The sequence below is a fragment of the Serratia sp. szju genome, assembly GCF_044594185.1.
Lineage (GTDB): Bacteria > Pseudomonadota > Gammaproteobacteria > Enterobacterales > Enterobacteriaceae > Serratia > Serratia bockelmannii.
Genome location: NZ_CP172576.1, coordinates 4,558,326 through 4,578,965, shown reverse-complemented (window position 1 = coordinate 4,578,965; position 20,640 = coordinate 4,558,326). Strand labels below are relative to the sequence as shown.

General features: G+C 56.3%; 20 protein-coding genes and 3 tRNA genes. 11 read left to right on the top strand and 12 right to left on the bottom strand.

Going from position 1 to position 20,640, the window contains the following annotated elements; genetic code table 11:
* Positions 1–34: 34 nt before the first annotated feature.
* Complete coding sequence (locus tag RE418_RS21715; protein WP_025302363.1) at positions 35–820, bottom strand: TSUP family transporter; 786 nt, start codon at positions 818–820, stop codon at positions 35–37.
* A gap of 24 nt (positions 821–844) precedes the next feature.
* Positions 845–1,834, bottom strand: a complete 990-nt coding sequence (locus RE418_RS21710) for a TauD/TfdA family dioxygenase (RefSeq protein ID WP_199559659.1) — start codon at positions 1,832–1,834, stop codon at positions 845–847.
* Positions 1,835–2,284: 450 nt separating this feature from the next.
* Here RE418_RS21710 and RE418_RS21705 point away from each other — a divergent pair, with 450 nt between their 5' ends.
* The 3 genes from RE418_RS21705 to RE418_RS21695 all read left to right on the top strand — a co-directional run bounded on the left by RE418_RS21705 (position 2,285) and on the right by RE418_RS21695 (position 4,747).
* Positions 2,285–3,691: a PLP-dependent aminotransferase family protein gene (locus tag RE418_RS21705; RefSeq protein WP_225735594.1), complete on the top strand. Its 1,407-nt coding sequence runs from the start codon at positions 2,285–2,287 to the stop codon at positions 3,689–3,691.
* An 886-nt stretch (positions 3,692–4,577) separates the two neighbouring features.
* Positions 4,578–4,651, top strand: a tRNA-Cys gene (locus RE418_RS21700).
* A 10-nt stretch (positions 4,652–4,661) separates the two neighbouring features.
* A tRNA-Leu gene (locus RE418_RS21695) sits at positions 4,662–4,747 on the top strand.
* 178 nt (positions 4,748–4,925) lie between these two features.
* Here the strand turns inward: RE418_RS21695 and RE418_RS21690 are convergent.
* Positions 4,926–6,266, bottom strand: coding sequence for an anaerobic C4-dicarboxylate transporter (locus tag RE418_RS21690; RefSeq protein WP_025302367.1), 1,341 nt, complete (start codon positions 6,264–6,266; stop codon positions 4,926–4,928).
* Between the two features lie 120 nt (positions 6,267–6,386).
* Between RE418_RS21690 and RE418_RS21685 the strand changes: the two genes are divergently transcribed.
* From RE418_RS21685 to RE418_RS21675, 3 genes are all read left to right on the top strand, one after another.
* A complete protein-coding gene (locus RE418_RS21685) occupies positions 6,387–6,956 on the top strand; it encodes a PaaI family thioesterase (RefSeq protein ID WP_226905742.1) in 570 nt (189 codons plus the stop codon).
* Between the two features lie 140 nt (positions 6,957–7,096).
* Positions 7,097–7,378 carry a hypothetical protein gene (locus RE418_RS21680; RefSeq protein WP_025302369.1) on the top strand — a complete coding sequence of 94 codons (282 nt, stop codon included), beginning with the start codon at positions 7,097–7,099 and terminating at the stop codon, positions 7,376–7,378.
* Positions 7,344–7,895, top strand: coding sequence for a hypothetical protein (locus tag RE418_RS21675; RefSeq protein ID WP_025302370.1), 552 nt, complete (start codon positions 7,344–7,346; stop codon positions 7,893–7,895). Before RE418_RS21680 ends, RE418_RS21675 begins: the two co-directional genes overlap by 35 nt.
* 67 nt (positions 7,896–7,962) lie before the next feature.
* Here RE418_RS21675 and RE418_RS21670 read toward each other — a convergent pair whose 3' ends face one another.
* From RE418_RS21670 to RE418_RS21635, 8 genes are all read right to left on the bottom strand, one after another.
* Positions 7,963–8,232, bottom strand: a complete 270-nt coding sequence (locus RE418_RS21670) for a hypothetical protein (protein WP_089181672.1) — start codon at positions 8,230–8,232, stop codon at positions 7,963–7,965.
* A 102-nt stretch (positions 8,233–8,334) separates the two neighbouring features.
* Positions 8,335–8,472: a hypothetical protein gene (locus RE418_RS21665; protein WP_162472583.1), complete on the bottom strand. Its 138-nt coding sequence runs from the start codon at positions 8,470–8,472 to the stop codon at positions 8,335–8,337.
* Between the two features lie 160 nt (positions 8,473–8,632).
* Positions 8,633–10,261: a GMC family oxidoreductase gene (locus RE418_RS21660; protein ID WP_089180762.1), complete on the bottom strand. Its 1,629-nt coding sequence runs from the start codon at positions 10,259–10,261 to the stop codon at positions 8,633–8,635.
* A 110-nt stretch (positions 10,262–10,371) separates the two neighbouring features.
* The gene (locus RE418_RS21655) at positions 10,372–11,298 is read right to left on the bottom strand and encodes a LysR family transcriptional regulator (RefSeq protein ID WP_025302374.1); all 927 of its coding nucleotides are present in this window, start codon (positions 11,296–11,298) and stop codon (positions 10,372–10,374) included.
* A gap of 99 nt (positions 11,299–11,397) precedes the next feature.
* Positions 11,398–12,900, bottom strand: coding sequence for a glycine betaine/L-proline transporter ProP (gene proP, locus RE418_RS21650; protein ID WP_025302375.1), 1,503 nt, complete (start codon positions 12,898–12,900; stop codon positions 11,398–11,400).
* 415 nt (positions 12,901–13,315) lie between these two features.
* Positions 13,316–14,683 (bottom strand): TolC family protein, encoded by a 1,368-nt coding sequence (locus RE418_RS21645; RefSeq protein WP_038629170.1) that lies wholly within the window; start codon positions 14,681–14,683, stop codon positions 13,316–13,318.
* A gap of 3 nt (positions 14,684–14,686) precedes the next feature.
* Positions 14,687–16,624 carry a MacB family efflux pump subunit gene (locus tag RE418_RS21640; protein ID WP_033642649.1) on the bottom strand — a complete coding sequence of 646 codons (1,938 nt, stop codon included), beginning with the start codon at positions 16,622–16,624 and terminating at the stop codon, positions 14,687–14,689.
* Positions 16,621–17,826, bottom strand: coding sequence for an efflux RND transporter periplasmic adaptor subunit (locus RE418_RS21635; protein ID WP_080271250.1), 1,206 nt, complete (start codon positions 17,824–17,826; stop codon positions 16,621–16,623). Before RE418_RS21635 ends, RE418_RS21640 begins: the two co-directional genes overlap by 4 nt.
* A gap of 216 nt (positions 17,827–18,042) precedes the next feature.
* Here RE418_RS21635 and cho point away from each other — a divergent pair, with 216 nt between their 5' ends.
* The 5 genes from cho (at position 18,043) to RE418_RS21610 (ending at position 20,412) form a co-directional block, all read left to right on the top strand.
* Positions 18,043–18,891 (top strand): excinuclease Cho, encoded by an 849-nt coding sequence (gene cho / locus RE418_RS21630; RefSeq protein ID WP_049205152.1) that lies wholly within the window; start codon positions 18,043–18,045, stop codon positions 18,889–18,891.
* A gap of 112 nt (positions 18,892–19,003) precedes the next feature.
* Positions 19,004–19,100 (top strand) — tRNA-OTHER (locus RE418_RS21625).
* Between the two features lie 184 nt (positions 19,101–19,284).
* Positions 19,285–19,584: a sigma-S stabilization anti-adapter protein IraP gene (locus RE418_RS21620; protein WP_025302380.1), complete on the top strand. Its 300-nt coding sequence runs from the start codon at positions 19,285–19,287 to the stop codon at positions 19,582–19,584.
* A gap of 123 nt (positions 19,585–19,707) precedes the next feature.
* Positions 19,708–20,211, top strand: a complete 504-nt coding sequence (locus RE418_RS21615; RefSeq protein WP_043141770.1) for a YlaC family protein — start codon at positions 19,708–19,710, stop codon at positions 20,209–20,211.
* A 69-nt stretch (positions 20,212–20,280) separates the two neighbouring features.
* Complete coding sequence (locus RE418_RS21610) at positions 20,281–20,412, top strand: hypothetical protein (RefSeq protein WP_256376330.1); 132 nt, start codon at positions 20,281–20,283, stop codon at positions 20,410–20,412.
* A gap of 62 nt (positions 20,413–20,474) precedes the next feature.
* On the opposite strand, the gene RE418_RS21605 is transcribed toward RE418_RS21610, so the two are convergent.
* Entirely contained in the window at positions 20,475–20,603 is a 129-nt protein-coding gene (locus RE418_RS21605; protein ID WP_016928228.1) for a hypothetical protein, read from the bottom strand.
* Between the last annotated feature and the right edge of the window lie 37 nt (positions 20,604–20,640).

Sequence of the window (20,640 nt, the reverse complement as noted above, 5' to 3'; positions counted from 1 at the left end):
TATTCCTACCTTTGTTAGAAATATCGTTGGAAACTCAGGCCAGATACTTCACGCCAAGACTGGCGAACAAGCAGAGCATCGAAAATACCAGAGCTTTACGCACGACGTCATTGCCCTTACGAATTGCCAAGGCACTGCCCAGATGGTTGCCAAGGATGTTGCAGGCCACCAACGGCAAAGCAAGCAAATAAATCACCTTGCCGGCAATAACAAATGCCACCAGCGCCCCGATGTTTGAGGCAAAGTTGAATGTCTTGGAGTTTGCGGAGCTGGAAACCAGGTCCATTTTGAGCAGGTAGTGAAAGGCAATAATAAACATGCTTCCTGTGCCTGGCCCGAAGAAACCATCATAGAAGCCAATAACCAAGCATGTCAGTGGCACCACAGTAAACAGCATTCCATGAGACAAGACATGTTCCTGTACTGGCCGATCTTTTGGTGTAAGAAAAATCAGAATACCAAAGGGGATCAAAGCAAGAATGATCTTACCGACAGTTTCCTGTGGAATTGAAACAATCAGGTTCGCCCCCAGATACGCGCCCAATAGCGAAAATGGGACGCCTACAAGAGCCACCTTCCAGACCATCTTGCTATTGACCAGAAAATTCCTTATCGCCGCAAGAGTTCCCAAGGTACTGACTAATTTTTCCTGGCCCAGTGCGACTTGCGGCGGCAGGCCAACGAGCAAAAAGCCCGGCACCAAGAACAAGCCTCCACCACCTGCGATGCTGTCGACAAAGCCAGCTATAAACGCAATAGTACCCAGCAAAATAATCGCAAATATCCAATGCTCAGCCCAATAGGCTCCTAGTAGTTCCATGGTAATACCTCTATAAGAAAAAATTCAGGAAAGGACTTCGTAAAGATGATCTGCACGCGCCAAGCGCACTCGGCTCAGGCTATTGACCGCGAACAAACGAATTAGCCAACGATCTGCACCGTCATTCTGCGGCTCGAAAGCATCCCGAGCGTGGAGTACCCGCTGGTTCTTGAAGATCATGAAGTCCCCAGGTAGCAAGAGATGCGGCTTATCGAACTTACGGGTTTCAAGCATCGTTCGCAGGACATCAAGCGCGTGTGCGGCAGGGGTATTTGTGCCGTACGTGTTTTCACTATCGAAACGATACAACCACTCGTTGCCCAACCCTCGGACCAACACAGCCAGGTTAGGCGTCGAACGACGATTACTGGCGAAAGAATCCGGGCGTCGCACTTCAAAATTCGGCAAACTCAGTTCATGCACAATAGAATCCGGAAGGCTGTTGAGGACTTCATCAAGATTGACTAGTGTGGTGTTGATTCGTGGGTCGCAGCGTATGCCGACGAACGACAAGTATTCCGGGCAGCACGAAATATCGCCGACAGCCTCAGACGACAACGGCAAATCTGGGTTGTCTACGTGGTAGGAAAAGCGAAGACGGGAACCGTGAGAACTTTTCTGACTAGCTGATGCTCGTGAAGGAATCACATGCCGAAATAAACGACCGTCATTTTCACCTTCGTATACGACGGGGTGAATACCTAACAGGCTTTGCAGCGAGAGGTTCACGAGGCAGGCAATGGGGGTGCTCTCCGGACTCAACACGCCAGAGTACGGTGTCGGCGGAGTATCACGATCTCGTGGGCAATTCCTTATCACCATTGCAGTAATCGTCGGGTCTTCAACGAATGTACGGATCTGGCGAGTTAGTTCGGCTCCAATTATGTCCTGGGCCTGCTCCTTAAGCTGAAAATAAATATCCTTGGTGGATTCAAAATCCAGCGGAGTCTGGCTTAACACCGTTTGCCATGCGCTGGAGGTGACCCATGGCAGGCGGATCTCCAACGTTGTCACAGACTCGGTGTCCTGATTGTGCTGTGTGCATTCCATTTCAACTAAGTTTCCATATTTCGGTGCTCGACTCGCTTGATTTGCGGACAGCACTCCCTGTTGTTGTTTTTTGTGATTTAAATCACGTTTTTTTTGCTTTGTCTCAAGCAGACGCCATTAATGAATCGGTCAATTCAACCTAATTGAATCGATTCAATTACTGTAATTGAATCGATTGCGGAAATTCAATTAATTTCTGTCACAATGATTTAACTAACACCTGCTTTGGTATTAATTTTTTGATTTTAAACTATTTATTTTAATTCTCTGGCTACCTGCGGTTTTTGTGAGAATTAGGGTGGGCTAAGTAATGAAATCAAGGAAATATTCTGAAAATAGCTCGATAACCTTTAACGGGTTCCTCGATTACACCCATAACGCTTGCATATACTTTTATGCTAGGATTTGGCATTCATGAAGATATCTGGTGCTTTACCTATGTGGGTCCCTCAATACAGCGATCATGAGAAACCGGTTTACCTGATGATTGCCGATGCCCTGGAGCAGGACATCAATTCCGGGCGCCTGCAGCCTGACGAGCGGCTGCCAACGCTCAAGGATCTCGCTGGAACTTTGAAAGTCACTCCTGGGACCATTGGCCGTGCCTATGACGAAGCGGCCAAACGTGGGCTAGTGATTGGTGAGGTCGGTCGCGGGACCTTTGTCCTGCCTGCCCAAACCAAGGCTGCGCCACGCGCGATAGGCGAGCGCTCCCCCGAAGACAATGCACAGATTGATCTTTCAATAATTAAGCCTAGTGATGCCGACATAGACGGTTGGTTGCGGCAGTCAATTATTGAACTCGCGCACTCAGCGGATTTGGGCCGTGTGATGGACTACACCAGCGATGGTGGGCACGCAGTACACAAGCAAGCGGGGGCTCGTTGGGTGCAACGCAGTCTGCCAGATGCAACGTGGCAGCAGATCGTCCTCACTTCCGGAGCGCAGCATGGCTTGCTAGTGGCGATCAGTAGCCTATCGAAAACCAATGATGTGATTTTGTGCGAAGAGCATTGCTATCCTGGAATCATCTCTCTTGCTCATAGCCTCGATCGGCGACTGCAGGGCGTACAGATAGATGAATTCGGGCTACTCCCTGAGGCCTTCCGCGCCGCTTGCGTTGAGCACCGCCCAGCGTTACTAATTTGCGTAACCACCCACCAAAATCCAACTAATTCAATCATGCCCCCGGAGCGTCGCGAGGCAATCGCGCAGATTGCCCGCGAGCATGATGTATTCATTATTGACGATGATATTTACGGTTTTCTGGAGGTCCAGCCAGCGAGTAAACCGATTTCGGCCTATGCACCTGAGCGATCCATCTATTTGACGAGCCTTTCAAAGAGCATTCTTCCCGCGTTACGTATTGGCTACCTGTACGCGCCTCCTGAGACTCTCTCACGCTTGTCATCCATGGTCCGTAGCAGCGTATGGATGCCTTCGCCGATGATGGCACAGTTGGCCAGCAACGTGATCTGCAGCGGTATGGGTGAGCGATTAGTCAAAGCGCAGCAAGATGAGGCCGCTGCACGGCAGAGACTGGTCAAGGAAGTTCTTGGCAGTTATCGAATTTGCAGCCAGCCCAACAGCTTCCACGTTTGGTTGGAATTGCCCGAACCATGGACTTGCGATGAGTTTGCCAACTTGGCCCGTGCTCATGGGGTAATGGTCGTTAGCGGCAGCCAGTTCCTAGCACAGCGTACTATCGCCTCTAATGGCGTGCGAATTGCCTTGATGTCACCGAGTCGCGCCGAACTGAAGTTTGCGTTAACCACGCTGGCCAGCTTGCTAGCCTCTCCCGAACCACGCTTGTTTTACTAAAGCAGCGCATACATATAAGTAGCCGTCAGGCGACAGTTCGTCGGGGGAGGCCGTGTCCAATGGAGCTTCGATCCTTAGCCTGAATCAATCTTTGGGCATTTAAGGGGCTCTGCGACTGGTTCTACAGCTTTTCCACTAAAAGTAACTTGCACTAACTCAGCAGACCCTCCGTCCTTCTAAGTGGGCAAGCTTGTCATCGAATGATAAGCCAAGCTGCACCCAATCAGTAACGCTGCTGTCAGGGCATTGAGCTGGCACGGTAGAGTGATAGAACAACTTCATATGTCCCTATATCTCCAGTCGTTTTCATACCGTAGGATGCCCCCGTTGAACGGCGAAAACAGGCACATTTGATTGGACATCGTGCCGGTGCTCTGCAGGGGGATTGATGCCGACCCATCGTGCGTTGGACAACCTGGCGTGAGTCCCCAGCTCTGCAGTTGCTTTGGCCGTTCAGGGCTGCGGCGCTGGAGATTGCGCGATGTCCCCATGATGATGTTTTGCATGATATCTCATCATCATAAGCAGGTGAAAAGCCGGAGAGGGGGGAGGTAAGCGATTCCTGTAGAGAAAAAAAGATCCGATTTGCCCGTGAATTCCCGAGCCGACGCATATAAAATCAACATTCCGCTTGCCTTTCCGTCGGCATTGTGAACAGTGCGCCCACAAAATAAGCAGTTGAAAGCGTTAGAGAACTTTTTGCTATTTCGGGGGGTTGCCAAGGTGGGGGGTTTAGTCCATAATGCAGTCCATCGATTCGGCGGTAACGAAATAAATTACTTAAGAATCAGATGATTAGGATAAGCGATTTCAACATCGCCAACCAAAAGAACAAAACGAAGTGGGTGAATCACCGGCTTTGGCCTGAAAAGGCAAACAGAATAAAGGCGCGTTAACAAAGCGGTTATGTAGCGGATTGCAAATCCGTCCAGTCCGGTTCGACTCCGGAACGCGCCTCCAACTTTCCCGAGCCCGGGTGGTGAAATCGGTAGACACAAGGGATTTAAAATCCCTCGGCTTATGGCTGTGCGGGTTCAAGTCCCGCCCCGGGTACCAGGGAATAAAAATACCGAATAATCAAAGCAATAAGTAGTAATGTCGTAGACCGCCGAGAGGCGGTTTTTTTGTTTCTGGAATTCGCATTACACCTGCATTCTGCCCTTTCTTGCCATACCCTATCCCCATGGATTGTCATCCTGCTTGCAGGGAGCCCCGCAGGGCTCCGAAGTACAACTCATAAGAAACCGAACGCCGCGGCGAGGATCCAACCGAAGACACAGGAGACGCTGACGCCGATCAGGCCGGGCAGAATAAAGCTGTGGTTGATCACGAAGCGGCCGATGCGGGTGGTGCCGGAGCGGTCGAACTGGATCGCCGCCAGATCGCTGGGGTAGGTTGGCAAAATATAGTAGCCATAGCAGGCCGGCGCCGAAGCGACGATATAGGCCGGGTTGACGCCGATTGCCAACGCCACCGGCACCAACGCCGCCAGTGCGGCGGCCTGCGAATTGACGAATTTCGACACCAGCAGCAGGATCAGCGCATAGGCCCAAGGGTACTCTTTCACCAGCACGCCCAGCGTGGCTTCTATCTGCGCCAGGTGCGCGCCGAACATGGTTTCCGCCATCCAGGCGACGCCATACACCGCCACGATGGCGATCATGCCGGAACGGAACACCTCGTTTTTAGAGATAGACGCCGGGTTGGTGCGGGTAATGATGACGATCAGCGCCCCGGCCATCAGCATACACATCTGGATCACCAGGACCATGGAGAGCGGCTTGCCACCGAAGCTGGGCCGAAGGTCGGAAAAGGCTCCCAGCACCGCCACCAGGGCGATAGTGGCGAGGAAAATCCACATGGCGATCCAGTTGCTGCGCGGTAATACCCGGTCCAGCAGGGTGGCGGCGTCGCCATAGACGTAGCGATGGTTCTCCGGCACCGAGATGAATTTCTGGAACTCGGGATCTTTGTCCAGGTCTTTGCCGCGGAACCAACTGAAGATGCCGATCGCCAGAATGCCGCACAGGGTGGAAGGTATGGTGATAGACAGCAGATCGAGGAATTCCAGATGGCGGCCATTGAAGGTGTAGCTACTGAGCATCGCCACCAGTGAAACGACCGCCACTGAGACTGGGCTGGCGATAATGCCCATCTGCGCGCCGATCGAGCTGGCCGCCATCGGCCGTTCCGGGCGGATGTTATTTTTGATCGCCACGTCATAGATGATTGGCAAGATGGTGTAGACCACATGGCCGGTGCCACACAGGATCGTGAGAATGCAGGTGACGAACGGTGCGATGATCGAGACATAACGCGGGTTGCGCCGCAGCATCCGCTCGGCGATCTGCAGCATGACGTCCAACCCGCCTGAGGCCTGCAGGGTGGCGGAGGCCGCCACCACCGCGATGATCACCAGCATCACGTCTACCGGCGGTTTGCCGGGCTGCAGGTGAAAGCCGAACACCAGGATCATCAAACCGATACCGCCCAGTAACCCCAGCGCAATGCCGCCCTTACGCGCCCCATACAGCAAGCATGCCAATATAACCGCTAATTGCAGAAAGAAATCCATGATAGATACGCCTTAATAATGTTGAACTTAACTGCGTTCAGTTTCCGGCGGCGTTTACAGCAGAAAGTTGTTTTAAATCTAAAGGCGCTAAAAAATTGTGGTTATTAACTCTAAAGAGTGATGGCGGTCACGTTCAGAGAATCTGAAGAGCAGGCGGCTGACGACATCAGCACGAAAAAGCAAGTCAAGAGGTCAGACCTCTCCTATATAACCGGTTCACCACCAGAGGAGAGAGCAATGGATCCGACAAAAATGACGGGGTTGGCGTTATTACAGGCTGCGATGGCCGGCAAAATTCCACCGGCTTCAATCGCTGAAACGGTGCCCATGAAACCGGACGCGGTTGAAGAGGGGTATATCCGTATTGTGGCGCGAGCAGACGGGCGCCATCTGAATCCGTTGGGGGGCGTACATGGCGGTTTCGCCGCTACGGTATTGGACTCGGTGACCGGTTGCGCGGTGCACAGTACGCTGGGCGCAGGGATTGGTTATGGCACCGTCGATCTGCAGGTTAAAATGTTGCGCCCGGTGCCAAAGGAGAGTGATCTGATCGCCGAGGGGCGTCTGGTCTATGCGTCGAAAAATGTCGCTTTCGCCGAAGGCACGCTCAAAACGGCGGAAGGGAAGCTGCTGGCCTCGGCAACCGCCACGTGTTTTATCATTCGTCCTACCGATCAAGCCCCGCAATAACCTGCCTTTATCGGGCTTCGGGCTATCAACCCGGGGCCTGATGCATTTCTCTTCGGCTGCATACCTTGCTGCGCTACGATGACAGGCGCGATACGCCATTGTGGTCTAGTATTCTTGGGTAAAAATTTATCGGGGTGGTTATGCAGCCGTATAAAGAGGTTGAGTTTGATCATGAGCTTTGTCTGGCGATCGGCAAAGCCGTATTAGACGTGGTGGCGCAGGGGGAAGAAACCAGCGCTCCGGCGGTGATGAACGCGATTGAGCGCTCGGTGGAACAGGGGCTGAATGACGACGAAACCGCCATCGCCGACGACGCTCTGGATTTGATGGCTCGTCTCATCCACGGCTTCAGGTTCATTAATCTAGAGGGTGAAGAGGACAGTCCCCATGCATTGGTTGAATTTCAAGCGCTACAAGAGTGACGTTGCCAAACAGGCCGTGCCGCCGCATTTGAATGCGGCCGAATTTGCACGGCATTACGCCGATAAGCCGCAAACCGATACGGAAGAGTATCTTTCGCTCAGCGGGGAGATGTGCTGGGATGCGGTGGTGCTTTGTGCTCACCGTTCTGGCGCGCTCAGCAAGGCGAAATACAAGCAGTTGTGGCAGACGGTGTTCGATAAGCAATACAAACATTTCGTTAGCCCGGATGATACCGAGATCCGCACTATGGCCGATATGCTGCGCGCGCCGCAGGGATGTTTTATCGGCATATTCTCCCTGCGCGACGCGGCTGCGCCCCGTTTGCTGCATGCCATGATCGGTACCGGTGCGGGATTTGCCGCAGGCAATAAAAATCTTTGCATCGGCGTGGGGGGCGCGGTCGGCTGGGAAAATCTCAATCTGGCGCGCGATCTGCGCTGGCAGCCGGAAGGCGGTTTTTTACGCCAGGGTGATAACGAAGTGCTGCGCATTTTTTATCGGCCTTTCCCCGCCTGAGCCGGTCCGGATGCTTTTAGAGTAAAAAAACCGCCGTCTGGCGGTTTTTTGTTGGCGCGTATCCCCCTTATTTAAACCCGCCGTTGCGAATGAATTCAAGGCCGGCGGCGGTGATCCGCGTTTGATGCGGGTCGATATCATAGTTGTTCTCGTCGATGTCGCTCATCACATAGGCCTGTATCAGCCCCTTGGTTTTGAGATAGGCGAAGGGATCGGCGAAGGCGTGCGGGCTGGTGGCGTTCTGCTTCCACAGTTCGTAGGTTTTCTCATCCAGCGTGCCGGGGTGATTGGCGGCCAGCCGGGTCAGGATTTGATTGTAGAATCCATAGTCGGTCATGATGCGGTCCTCTTTATCGCGCGCGACAGTCTCGGAAAATGACGTAACGTCTTTCAATCATAGCCGATGTTTGCTCGCTGCCTGCGTTATCGCGAACCCAGGTTATCCACGTTGGCTTTCGAACCAGTGAAACAGGCGCGAAATGGTGAGGCTGAGATCGCCGATGTTGAAGAGCGCGCCGAGCCATAGGGTTAGCATAACCAGGATGCCGATGATGACGGGAAGATCCATTTTGCCCATGAGAATGTTTTGCAGAGGTGACGGTGGCCACGAGGGTAACATCGTTTCCCGGCAGGATAAAATGTGCCGCCGTTATTTCGATTGTGCCGCTGCGGAATGGCGAAGGCCGGCCATCAGGATGACCGGCCGGGTTTCAACAGCCTATCTTGCCGCCAAACGGTCAGGCGTAGTGTCGGGCGATATGCTCGGCGGTGGCGATCGTCGTCACATTAGTGGCGACGGAGGGAACGTCGGGGAAGATGGATGCGTCGACGACCCGAAGCCCGTATACGCCGTGTACGCGGCCCTGAAGGTCAACGACCGCCTTCGGTTCGCCGGCATTTCCCATCGGCGCGGAAGAGGTCGGGTGATGATAGGTATCCAACGTCGCCACCATCGAGGCAAGAATGGCCTCGTCGCTGTCTGCAGCGGGCGCAAGCTCGCTGTGGATAAGCGTAGACAGCGGAGCGGTTTGCCCTATTTTTCGCGCCAGTTTAACCCCCTCCAGCAAGCGAACGCGGTCGCTCTCTTGCGCCAGGAAGTTAAGGTCAATGTGAGGGGCTGCCGCTGGATCGCGGCTTTCCAGCCAGACTCGTCCGGTGGATTGTGGCCGAGTCAGCGCCACCGCCAAGACAAAACCGACGCCGGTAGGGCTTTGGTCATGAGGAAACAGATGCGTCGCGGTAATGTGCAGATCGAGCTCTCCCGGTTCCGCCTGGCTGCTGTGGGTCCACAGCTTGGCACCGATAACCGGCGATTGGCTGCCGATGACATCGGGGCGGGCGGCGTAGGCATTGTAATAAAAGGGGTGATCGACCAGGTTTTCGCCGACGGGGAGATCGGCGACGATGGGGATCCCCAGACGCTTCGACTGTTGCGCAGGCGCGATGCCGGATCGCATCAAAACGGCGGCGCTACCGTAGGTTCCCGCGCTCAGGATCACTTCAGCGGCATGGATTTCTTCGCCGCTGGCCAGGCGGACGCCGATCGCGTGCTGCCCGTCAAATATCACGCGGTCGACCAGCGTATCTGCACGGAGGGTAAGATTGTCTCTGGCGCGGGTTTTCTCATCCAGATAGGCCATGCCGGTGTTAACGCGTACGCCGTTGACGATATTCATCGGGTAGGGGCCGACGCCATTGGCTGAAGGGCCATCAAAATCGTCAATCGCGTCATAGCCGTTGGCGCGCGTGGCGGCGACGAAAGCGCGTTGCATTGGCGTGATGTCATCCAATGTGAGTTGCACGACGGGAAAAGGGCCGCTATCGCCATGGATTGCGCGGTCGTGCAGGCCATGACGAGTCTCCAGTTTTTTGAAGGCGGGCAGCAGGTCCTGATAGCCCCATCCCGGCAGATCCCAGCGGTTGAAATCTTCCGGACGGGCGCGGATCGCCACGGCACCGTTGACGCCTGAACTGCCACCCAAGACTTTACCGCGGATAGCGCCGATCGCGTGGCTGACATAGCCGGGTTCTGTCCGGTATCCCCATTCGAACTCCGGGTTGCCATTGGCGCCGAGGACGTCGCTGTCCGCGATGAGGCGCGGATAATCGTAGGGCGCGTAACTGTGCCCGGCTTCTAACAGCAGGACCCGGCGCGCAGGGTTTTCGCTGAGGCGAGCCGCCATCACTGCGCCGGCGGAGCCGCCGCCGACGATGACTACGTCGAAAGTAGGGGATGTCTCTCTGGTCCGTTGGGCCGGTTGTGATTGCGCCGATAATGCGGAAACCGATGTGGAAGCGTCGAGCGTGGCTGCGGCTGAAGCGACAAGCGTTTTTGATATCAGCTGACGGCGTGATAAGTCTTTCATGGCAGAGTCTCCAGGGCGGGCAGAAAGTGTGTGTTCTGCAGACTAAAACCCTGAAGCACAAGCAACAAGCAGGCGAAATTCGAACCTCGGGTTCGCGTTCTGCGAACCTTTCAGGTTGACGTCAGGAAAGAGGAGAGTGCGGTTTCCCAACTGGGCGTATGGCCAATGTGTTCACTCAGAAAGTCCACCAGCGCCTTGATCTTGGGAGATGCGCGTTTTGAACGGCGATAGACGGCGGAAATGTCGCCGCCGTCGGGTGAATAGGCGGCCAACACAATGCGCAGTTCCCCTGCGCGTATCGCGTCGGCGGCGATAAATGCGGGCAGGATGGCGAGGCCCAAACCGGCTTTAGCCGCCGCCAACAGGTGAAAAGCGTTATCGGTGCGCAGCCGTTTACCGATACGAAACGACCGGATTTCGCCCTCGATGGGGAGCTGCAGCATGCCGGTCGGTTCGCGCTGAATATACAGCAACCCCTGGTGCTGTTGCAGGTGTTGCGGGTGCATCGGCGTGCCTTTCTGGGCAAGATAGGCTGGGCTGGCGCAAATCAAATGGCGGTTGGCGCAGATGCGCTGCGCGATCAGGTCGGAATCCGCCAAGGGGCCGATACGGATGGCGACATCGAAATTCTCCTGATTTAGATTGGCCAGGCGATCGCTGTACTCCACGTCCAGATTGAGGCTCGGGTACTGTGCCATAAAGGTGGATAACAGCGGTGCCAGATAGCGGATGCTGAACGCCATCGGCGCGGTTAACCGCAGCGGGCCCTGCAGTTGGCCGTGCAGTGTTCGCACCGACTCTTCGGCATCGCTCACTTCGCTTAATATGAGAACGGCGCGCTGATAGAACAGGTGGCCGGCGTCGGTCAGCCCAAGCGTTTTCCCGCGTTCGAACAGCACAGTCCCAAGGCGCGTCTCCAACTGCTGGATGCGTCTGCTGACCACCGACTTGGTGGTGCCCAAGCGGCGGGCGGCGGCGCTGATGTTGGCGGCCTCGACCACGGCGATATAGGTCGCCATCTCCTGAAACTGATTCATTCATCTCTCCTTCGGCATCCGCCGGGTCAAGTTACCACTCTCTGCACGCCAGGCAAAAAAAACCACCCGGATGGGTGGTTTTTTGCTTGTCAGAGCGAATCAGTCCAGTTTGGGGTGCTGGTCGATCAGGATCTGTTTTTTCTTTTCCAGTTCGGCGATCTGCGCGTTGATGTCCTCGACTTTCTGTTCGATGTTGTCGTAGGTTTCCTGCAGCAGCTCTTTTGCCTCGGAGCGGTCAGAGGCGGCCGGCGTCGCGCCGCGCAGCGGCTTGTTGGCGGTTTCTTTCATGTACAGACCGGTGATAAGACCGATCACCGCAACGACCATCAGGTAGTAGGCCGGCATGTACAGGTTGCCGGTCGCTTCCACCAGCCAGGCGGCAACGGTCGGCGTCGCACCAGCGATCAGTACCGAAATGTTGAACGAAATCGCCAGCGCGCTGTAACGGATGTGCGTCGGGAACATCGCCGGCAGGATGGAGGCCATCACCCCAGTGAAGGAGTTGAGCAGCACCGCCAGCACCAGCAGGCCGACGAAAATCAGGCCGATGACGTTGCTGTTGATCAGAATGAAGCACGGGATCGCCAACGCCAACAGGCCGATGCTGCCACCGATAATGAACGGCTTACGGCCGATGCGGTCACTGGTCAGGCCGATCACCGGCTGCACGAACAGCATGCCGATCATGATGGCGATGATGATCAGAACGCCGTGATCTTCCGAGTAGTGCAGGTTATGCGAGAGGTAGCTCGGCATGTAAGTCAGCAGCATGTAATAAGTCACGTTGGTGGAAATCACGATACCGACACACACCAGCAAACTTTTCCAGTGTTTGGCCGCGATCTCTTTGAACGAGGTCTTTGGCGGATTTTCGATGGCGTTGCGATCCTCTTTCTCCATCTTGTCCACGTGCTGCTGGAACGCCGGGGTTTCTTCCAGCGCATGGCGCAGGTAGAGGCCGATCAGGCCGAGCGGCGCGGCGATGAAGAACGGGATACGCCAGCCCCAGTCGAGGAAGTTGGCTTCGCCGACGATGCTGGAGATCAGCACCACTACGCCTGCGCCCATCACAAAGCCGGCGATGGAGCCGAAGTCCAGCCAGCTACCCATAAAGCCGCGTTTGCGGTCCGGCGAGTATTCGGCGACGAAGATCGCCGCACCGGAATATTCACCGCCGACGGAGAAGCCCTGCGCCAGTTTGGCCAGCAGCAGCAGGATCGGGGCCCAGATGCCGATCGATGCATAGGACGGGATCAGGCCGATACAGAAGGTGCTGACCGCCATAATGATAATGGTGACCGAGAGAACCTTCTGGCGACCGAACTTATCGCCCATGGCACCAAAGAACAGGCCGCCGAGTGGACGCACCAGGAAGGGCACGGAGAAGGTTGCCAGTGCGGCGATCATTTGCACGCCGGGAGAGGCGCCCGGGAAGAAGACCTGGCCAAGCGCATAGGCGACAAAGCCGTATACGCCGAAGTCGAACCACTCCATCGCGTTACCCAGGGCCGCCGCGGTGATCGCCTTCTTGAGTTTGCTGTCATCGATGATGGTGATGTCGTTAATGTGCATCGGTTTATGTCGTTTTTTTCTTAACTTCATATAATCATCCCTTAATGAATTATTCGTTGTTCGTGAAAGCGTAATCTCCGTTCACTGTTGTTTTCGAGTTATCAAATCGGCTAATCGAATCGCGGTTCAAGACGATTCATTATCCACATTTAAGTTGGGATGTGGATCACAAAATACCGTCGTTTATGCCGAGGTTATGTCATTTAGGTGACTAATTATTTTGCATCTATAGCTTAACGTTATATCTTGCGGCGATCAAATCCAGCAGTTTAACTTAAGTGTTTGCACCGATTTGGTGCGAGAATGGTCTAATAAATGTGCGATTTGACGATTTTTCGTCTAATTGCTCATGTTTTAAGTATAGAGAGTACGGGAGATAAAACAGGAAAAATTGATGTGTTTGCCGTCAAAAAAAACGCCTGACCCACTGGCCAGGCAGTTTGGATTAAGGTACCGATGAACCGCCGAATTCGAGATAGATTTTCGCCAGATTCTGGTACTGCGCGAAGCGGTTTTCATCCACCGACAGTTCCGCCTGACGGCGTTGTTCCTGAGCATTCAGCCAGTCGGTAATGGTGACGGCGCCCTGTCGGTAACGCACCTCGTTCAGCCGTTCCGATTTACGCGCCAACGCCAATGAGGCGCGCAGCTGCGTCTCCTGCGCCAGCAGCTGCGTGCGCAGTGACAGCGCGTTGTTCACATCGCCCATCGCTTTGTACAGCGCCTGCTTGAAGGCCAGAACTTGCTGTTCATAATCGTTGCGGGCGATCTTGATCTCCACGCCCATTTGCCGCCACTGCAGGAACGGCAGCGTCAGGCCGGCGCCGAGGCTGCCCGTCGGGTTGCGCAGGAATTCCAGCAGCGCGCCGCTGCTGGCGCCCAGTGAACCGGTCAGGCTGAACGCAGGATAGTATTGCAGACGTTTTTCATCGACGTTGGCCAGGGCGGCGCGCAACCGCAGCTCTTGAGCGCTGAGATCCGGGCGACGGCTCAGGACGCTAGCGGGAATGCCGGTGTTGATCTGCGGCATCGCCGTCGTCGGCAGGCGCACGGGCGCGATGGTGGCCTGGCCTGATGGCGCGCCCAGCAGCACCGCCTGCTCGTTCAGCGCCTGTTGACGATCGTGTTGTAACGCCAGCAGGCTGCGTTCCTGCGCCAGCAAGTTTTGTTCCGCGTTCACTACGTCCAGCGCCGAGATGCTGCCGGCCTGATAACGGGCGTTGGCCAGCCGCAGCGTCGTTTTGGCATAGGCGATGCTCGCCTGGCTGACGCTGATTTGTTGATTGAGAAAACCGATGCGCCAGTAGTTGGTGGCGGCGTCGGCCAACAGTTTCAGGCGCGCCGCCTGCAGATCCTGCACGGAAGCCTGGCTGCTCCACTCGGCGGCGTCGCGCTGGCGCGCCAGCTTGCCCCACAGATCGACTTCATAGCTGGTGGTGAGCGACGCGTTGCTGGTTTTATTCCACGCGGAGGACTCGGACAGCGGGCGATTGATACCGCTGCCTAATGAGGCGCTGATGCCGGGCGCGGTGCTGATGCCGACGCGTTCCGCCTCGAGCTGCGCGCGGTAAACGCGCAGTACGGCGGCGGCCAGATCGTTATTGCTCGCCATCACCTGTTGCAGCCAGCGATCGAGCTCAGGATCGTGGAAATCGCGCCAGTCGAACGGCGTGGGCGCGGCGTTGTGGGCGTCGTGCTGCCAGCTCGTCGGATAGTTGACCTGCGGCGCCCGGTAGTCGCTTTTCAGGGCGTTGCCGCAGCCGGCGGTGAGCAAGGCGACGAGGCTTAGCGCCAGGGGAGATAAAATTTTCATGGGTTACTCGCTGGCCAATGAAACGACCGGATCCATCCTTGCCGCTTTACGGGCGGGGAGATAACCGAAGATCATGCCGATTAAAGTTGAACAGAAAAACGCCGTCGCGGCAGCTTGCCAGGAATAGATGGCGGTGAACATACCGCCCGCCAGCGAGGTGAACAGCGACCCGGCGGCGAACGACAGCGCGATGCCCAATGCGCCGCCGATCAGACAGACCAGCACCGCCTCTATCATGAACTGTTGCATGATGTCGCTGCGCCGCGCGCCGACCGCCATGCGCACGCCGATTTCGTGGGTGCGTTCGGTCACCGAGACCAGCATGATGTTCATCACGCCCAGGCTGCCGATCACCAGCGCGATTGATGCCACCATCAGGATCAGCAGGCTAAAAGTCATTGACGTGCGTTCGATGGACTTTCGGATTTTATCGAAGTTGTACAAACGGAAATCTTTTACGCCGTGGCGCTGGGTCAACAGCTGTGTGATAGCGGTGACGGCCGATTCGCTGGCGACATTGTCCTTTAGGCGAACGGTGATGCCGCTGAGCGTCGGTTTGCCTACCATGCGATACATGACAGTGCTGTAGGGCATCCATACAGTGATGCGATTGGGCGCGTAATTGCGATTGCTTTTAGCCACACCGATCACCCGGGCCGGCACCGAGCCGAGAAACACGATCTGGCCGAGCGGCTCGACGCCGAAATCGCCGAACAGCGCCTGGCGCGCATTGTCGTCGATGATCACTTCCTGCAGCGCATTACGATCGTCGCGGAAAGTCACGCCTTGTAACAGCTCGACGCCGTTAACGCGGAAATAGTCGCGCCCGACGCCGGTGATCGAGGCAGTGGCGGATTTGCTGCGAAAACGGATGCTGTCGGAGGCGTCTACTTCCGGGCTGACGCTGTCGACGAAGCTTTGCTGTGCCAGCGCGTCGGCATCGGCCGGTACCAGGGTGCGGATGCTGTCGATGGCGTCGTCGAAGAAATCGCGGCCCGGATAGATGCTTACCACATTCGTGCCGAGATCTTTGAGGTTTTCCAGCGTGCGCTGTTTGGCGCCTTCGCCCAGCGCCACTACCGTGACCACGGCGGCGATGCCGAAGATGATGCCGGTCATGGTCAGCGCGGTGCGCAGACGATGAGCGTTCATCGCCTTCAACGCCATGTGCAGCGATTCGCGAGTGCGGTCGATCAGGCGTTGCCAGCCGCTTTGCCGGCTGCGGTTCGGCGGCGGCAACGATGGGCCGGACGCCGACTTGCGGCCACTGTCAGCGATGATCTTGCCGTCTTGCAGTTCGATGACGCGCTGCGCATGTTGCGCCACTTTCATATCGTGTGTGACGATCACCACGGTGTGGCCGCGCTGATTCAGTTCGCTCAGGATCGCCAGCACTTCCTGGCCGGATTGGGTGTCCAGCGCGCCGGTCGGTTCGTCCGCCAGGATGATCTCACCGCCGTTGATCAGCGAACGGGCGATGCTGACGCGCTGCTGCTGGCCGCCGGAAAGCTGGCCGGGTTTGTGGTCTTCGCGTCCCTCAAGCCCCAACCGCGCCAGCAATTGCGCCGCCCGCTGCCGCCGCTGATCGCGCCGGGCGTTGGCGTAGATAGCCGGGATTTCGACATTGCCCAGCGCGCTGAGATCGGGCATCAGGTGGTAACGCTGGAAAATAAAGCCGATATGCTCGCGGCGCAGGCGGGCCAGTTCGTCCGGCGACAGGTGGGCGGCGTTCTGGCCGCTGATGTAGTAGTCGCCGCGATCCGGCACGTCGAGGCAGCCCATGATGTTCATCAGCGTCGATTTACCGGAACCGGAGGCGCCGATGATCGCCACCAGCTCGCCGGCGGCGATGGTCAAATCGATGTCTTTCAACACCGTCAGCGCCTGGCCGCCGTTGGTGTAGGTTCGGCTGATGCCTTTTAGTTCGATGATCGCGTTCACAGGAAGATGCCATCCTCAGCCGATTTGGCGGCGGGCTGCGACAGCACCACGGTTTCACCGGCTTTCAGGCCGCTGAGGATCTGAATGTCGACGTTGTTGGTGATGCCGGTGGTCACTTTGCGCGTTTCCAGCCGCTGGTCTTGGGTCAGCACCTGCACCTGCTGCTCTTGGCCATCGATTTTATGCACCGCCTGGATCGGCACCAGCAGGGTGTTCTTCGCGTCGCCGAGCAGCAAGGACACCTGCGCGGTCATGGCGATGCGCAGGCGGTTTTCCGGGTTGGGCACGTCCAGCAGCGCGTTGTAATAGACCGAGGCGTTCGAGGTGCCGGAGCCGGAAGCAGAGCTGGTCCCGGCGAGCGAGTCGTCTTTCATCACCGATTCCGGTGCCAGCTCGATGGTGCGCAGCGTGGCGTCGTACCGCTTATCCGGATCGGAGAAAATAGTGAAGTACGCCTTTTGTCCCGGCGAAATGCGGGTGATGTCGGCTTCGGAGATCTGCGCCTTGATGGTCATCATATCCAGCCGCGCCAGCTTGACGATGGTCGGTGCACTTTGGCTGGAGTTGACCGTTTGTCCCTGCTGCGTGACCACGGCGATAACAATGCCGTCCATCGGCGCAACCACGCGGGTATAGCCCAGATCGATTTTTTTCTTTTCGACTTCGATCTGCGATTGCACCAACTGCGCATTGAGCGCCTGCAGATCGGCGCGAGTGGTGGCGAGCGAGGCTTCGGCGGTCTCGAAGTCTTCCCGCGAACTGGCTTCGTCGTTCAGCATGCGACGCTGGCGTTTAAAACGCGACTCCGCCTGTTTCAGCAAGGCCTGTTTGGCTAACATATTGGCTTTGACTACGTTCAGCGCCGCCTCGGCGTTGCGCAGATCGTTGCGCTGTTGCAGATCGTCGATGTCGGCGATCGGTTGCCCTTTGGTGACGCGATCGCCCAGCTTGACCTTCAGCGATTTGACTTCGCCGGAGACGCGGGCGCCGACGTTGACGCGTTCGATGGCATCCAGCCGCCCGGTGGCCAGCACGGCGTTTTCGATATCGCCCAGGCGGGCCGGCGCGGTAACGTAGTCCTGCTGAGGCGGGCGTTGCCAAAAAATGGCCAGCGCGACGGCGACGGCGATGAAAACGATGGCGGCGATCAACGCCAGACGGCGGGAGGGGAGTTTCAGTGATGACATACCCAGGTTTTCCATAACGATAAAAGCGGCGGTTCCAGTCTGCCATCATGGCAGCGCCAGCTTGAACTGGCGCTAAACGTGAGGCGCTTTCCCGCTGGAAAGGGGATAGTAAAGGCTTTCCCGCTAAAGATCACGGCGAGTTATTATCCACCACGTGTGCAACCGGCTGCGTTGGGCGTTATACTGGGTAAAAAACCAGTATTAATTCATCAGCAGGATAACACCACCGCCATGATGCCAAACCGCCTCGAGCCAGAACTCGACATTTACCAATACCCGGAGCACCTGCGCGCCTGCCTGGCGCCGTTGCCCAAAGGGCCGGGCGTGTATGTGTTTCACGGTCAAAGCGAGAGCCTGCCGCTTTACATCGGTAAAAGCGTCAATATACGCAGCCGGGTGATGGCGCACTTCCGCGCGCAGGACGAGGCTAAAATGCTGCGCCAAACCCGGCGCATCAGCTTTATCGAGACCGCAGGCGAGTTGGGGGCATTGCTGCTGGAGGCGCAATTGATCAAACAGCAACAGCCGCTGTTCAACAAACGTCTGCGGCGTTCGAAACAGCTGTGCGCGCTGCGCTTGCAGGCAGATGCGGTGACGATTGCTCACGCCAAAGAGATCGACTTCGCCGTCACGCCCCACCTCTACGGGCTGTTTGCCAATCGCCACGCCGCGCTGGAAAAGCTGCGCGCCATCGCCGATGAGCATCGTTTATGTTACGGCAAGCTGGGGATCGACAAGCTGCCGGCAGGGCGAGCCTGTTTCCGCTACAGCCTGCGCAAGTGCGCGGGCGCCTGCTGTGGCGTGGAGTCGGCGCAGGAGCATGCGCTGCGGCTCGGCGCGGCGCTTGAGCAGTTACGCATCGCCTGTTGGCCGTTCGCCGGGCGCGTGGCGCTGGAGGAGCAGGGCGAGACGCTGCGTCAGTACCATGTGATCCACAATTGGTTTTATCTGGGCTCGGTCGGCGATCTGGCGCAGGCGGAGCAGCTACAGAGCGCGGCCAGCCATTTCGACAGCGATGGCTACAAGATTTTGTGCAAGCCGCTCATCGCCGGCGATTACCCGATTATTGAGCTGCCGTAAGGCCATCATGCTGGTGATAACCTAAGATTTATCCGTAAAGTCAGGGCATTATGCTAAAAAAGCTTGAATCCATAATGTTGTTATGGATAATGGCGCCCCGAAGCGAAGGAACGCGCTATTAACTCAGTTGGCAGAGTGATTGGTTTTATAATGGCTTGTTTTGGCTTGAAAATTGATAGACGCGGGTTCGAGTCCTGCATAGCGCGCCAGCTTTCTTCCTTCGTCTCATCGCGCTTACCGTAAAGCGCACCCGGGTTGATTTGCACTATCGGCTCCTCGTTGGGATTTTCGGGTGTGCTTTACCGTAACCGCTGGCTTTCCTTCCTCTTTCTCTTTCGATCCTTTGCTAAACTGTAATCAGGCAGGCTTGCTGCCCGGCAACAGGAGGTCGATATGTCTCACTCCGATCAACTGCAGGAACTCTTGCAACGCGTCGCCGCCCTCGAGGCGAGAGAGAAAGCGCTGACCGCCGCGTCCAACGCTTATCAGGCGATTATCACCACCATGTTAGGCAATATGGAGAAGACCGAACGTGATCGGATCATCGCGATGATCGATCAGGCCCATGAAATCGCCTACGCCCGCGCCATTCAGCGCAGCAACGAACCGCAAAAGCAGAAAATCAAGCAGGCCGACGATGTGGCCCAGCGCATGTTCATGTTTGCGCAAGGCAAGGCCGCTCAGCCGCGCTGAAGCCGAACTATAACAGTTGCCGTCATTAAGTTGGCTAACTGATCTACCCGGCAAAACTGTACTTGTGTTACTTTTAGCAGCGAGATTTGATGGCAATGCTGTTTCCAGCATAAGGTTGTAACGATGGACGCGATTAAAAGCATCTTGGTTAAAGAGATTGAGCAGATCAATCGGCGCGAAGGGCGTGACGGCAAGCCGCGCTTCAACAGCGAATTCGCCCGTACTCACCGCTATTTGTGCCTTGCCATGTTCGCCGGTTACTTCGCGGTGATCGCCGTGATGTATCAGGTGCCGTACATGGGAGTGTATGCCTTCCTGGGCTTCACCGCCTTCGTGCTGTTCATGTTCGCCATGCTGCTGATCGAGATCCGGCCGGTGTACCGTTTCGAGGACATCGGGGTGCTGGATCTGCGGGTTTGCTACAATGGCGAATGGTACTTCACGCGCGCGCTGTCGCCTTATGCGGTGCAGCAATTGCTGGATGAGCCCTCCATCGGCGCCGCGCTGAAACAGAAGATGCGAGTCATCATCGGCAACAAGGGCGAAATCGACTTCTACGACGTGTACGATATGGCATACGGAAAAAAGCCGCAGGATGAGCCACCGCAGCTGGCGGCGGCAAACTGAAAGGTTTCCGGCCGGCGGCTTGTCGATTATACTCAGCGTTTGAACATGAAGCAGAATAAGGACCAAGCGATGAGTGATGATATTTTCGATTTTGATATCGATGCCGAACTGGCGAAAGCCGAAGAAAAAGCGGCGCAGAAGGTAAAAGAGGTCCCTGAAATCCTCGAAGACGAAGCGGACTGCGAAGGTTGCAAGATCTGATCGCCTGACCCATAAAAAAAACCGCCGCGGCGGTTTTTTTTATGTCTGAGCGTCGCGTGGCATCAATCCAGCACGAATCCCCAGATCAGGAACGCCGCCACCAGAATCAGGCAAAGCGCGGACACCGTCACCAGTATTTTCCCCAGAATGTCTTTTTCTTGTTCCTGCTGCGTCACGTTAAAATTATCCAATTAAAAGTCTATGGACCAAACCGGCGATGCTGAGATC

Bases quoted from the DNA above. Each gene is read 5' to 3' on its own strand.
- RE418_RS21715 (WP_025302363.1), bottom strand. From the start codon at position 820: ATGGAACTACTAGGAGCCTATTGGGCTGAGCATTGGATATTTGCGATT.
- RE418_RS21705 (WP_225735594.1), top strand. From the start codon at position 2,285: ATGAAGATATCTGGTGCTTTACCTATGTGGGTCCCTCAATACAGCGAT.
- RE418_RS21690 (WP_025302367.1), bottom strand. From the start codon at position 6,266: ATGGATTTCTTTCTGCAATTAGCGGTTATATTGGCATGCTTGCTGTAT.
- RE418_RS21685 (WP_226905742.1), top strand. From the start codon at position 6,387: ATGGCGGTCACGTTCAGAGAATCTGAAGAGCAGGCGGCTGACGACATC.
- RE418_RS21680 (WP_025302369.1), top strand. From the start codon at position 7,097: ATGCAGCCGTATAAAGAGGTTGAGTTTGATCATGAGCTTTGTCTGGCG.
- RE418_RS21675 (WP_025302370.1), top strand. From the start codon at position 7,344: ATGCATTGGTTGAATTTCAAGCGCTACAAGAGTGACGTTGCCAAACAG.
- RE418_RS21670 (WP_089181672.1), bottom strand. From the start codon at position 8,232: ATGACCGACTATGGATTCTACAATCAAATCCTGACCCGGCTGGCCGCC.
- RE418_RS21665 (WP_162472583.1), bottom strand. From the start codon at position 8,472: ATGGGCAAAATGGATCTTCCCGTCATCATCGGCATCCTGGTTATGCTA.
- RE418_RS21660 (WP_089180762.1), bottom strand. From the start codon at position 10,261: ATGAAAGACTTATCACGCCGTCAGCTGATATCAAAAACGCTTGTCGCT.
- RE418_RS21655 (WP_025302374.1), bottom strand. From the start codon at position 11,298: ATGAATCAGTTTCAGGAGATGGCGACCTATATCGCCGTGGTCGAGGCC.
- proP (WP_025302375.1), bottom strand. From the start codon at position 12,900: ATGAAGTTAAGAAAAAAACGACATAAACCGATGCACATTAACGACATC.
- RE418_RS21645 (WP_038629170.1), bottom strand. From the start codon at position 14,683: ATGAAAATTTTATCTCCCCTGGCGCTAAGCCTCGTCGCCTTGCTCACC.
- RE418_RS21635 (WP_080271250.1), bottom strand. From the start codon at position 17,826: ATGGAAAACCTGGGTATGTCATCACTGAAACTCCCCTCCCGCCGTCTG.
- cho (WP_049205152.1), top strand. From the start codon at position 18,043: ATGATGCCAAACCGCCTCGAGCCAGAACTCGACATTTACCAATACCCG.
- RE418_RS21620 (WP_025302380.1), top strand. From the start codon at position 19,285: ATGTCTCACTCCGATCAACTGCAGGAACTCTTGCAACGCGTCGCCGCC.
- RE418_RS21615 (WP_043141770.1), top strand. From the start codon at position 19,708: ATGGACGCGATTAAAAGCATCTTGGTTAAAGAGATTGAGCAGATCAAT.
- RE418_RS21610 (WP_256376330.1), top strand. From the start codon at position 20,281: ATGAGTGATGATATTTTCGATTTTGATATCGATGCCGAACTGGCGAAA.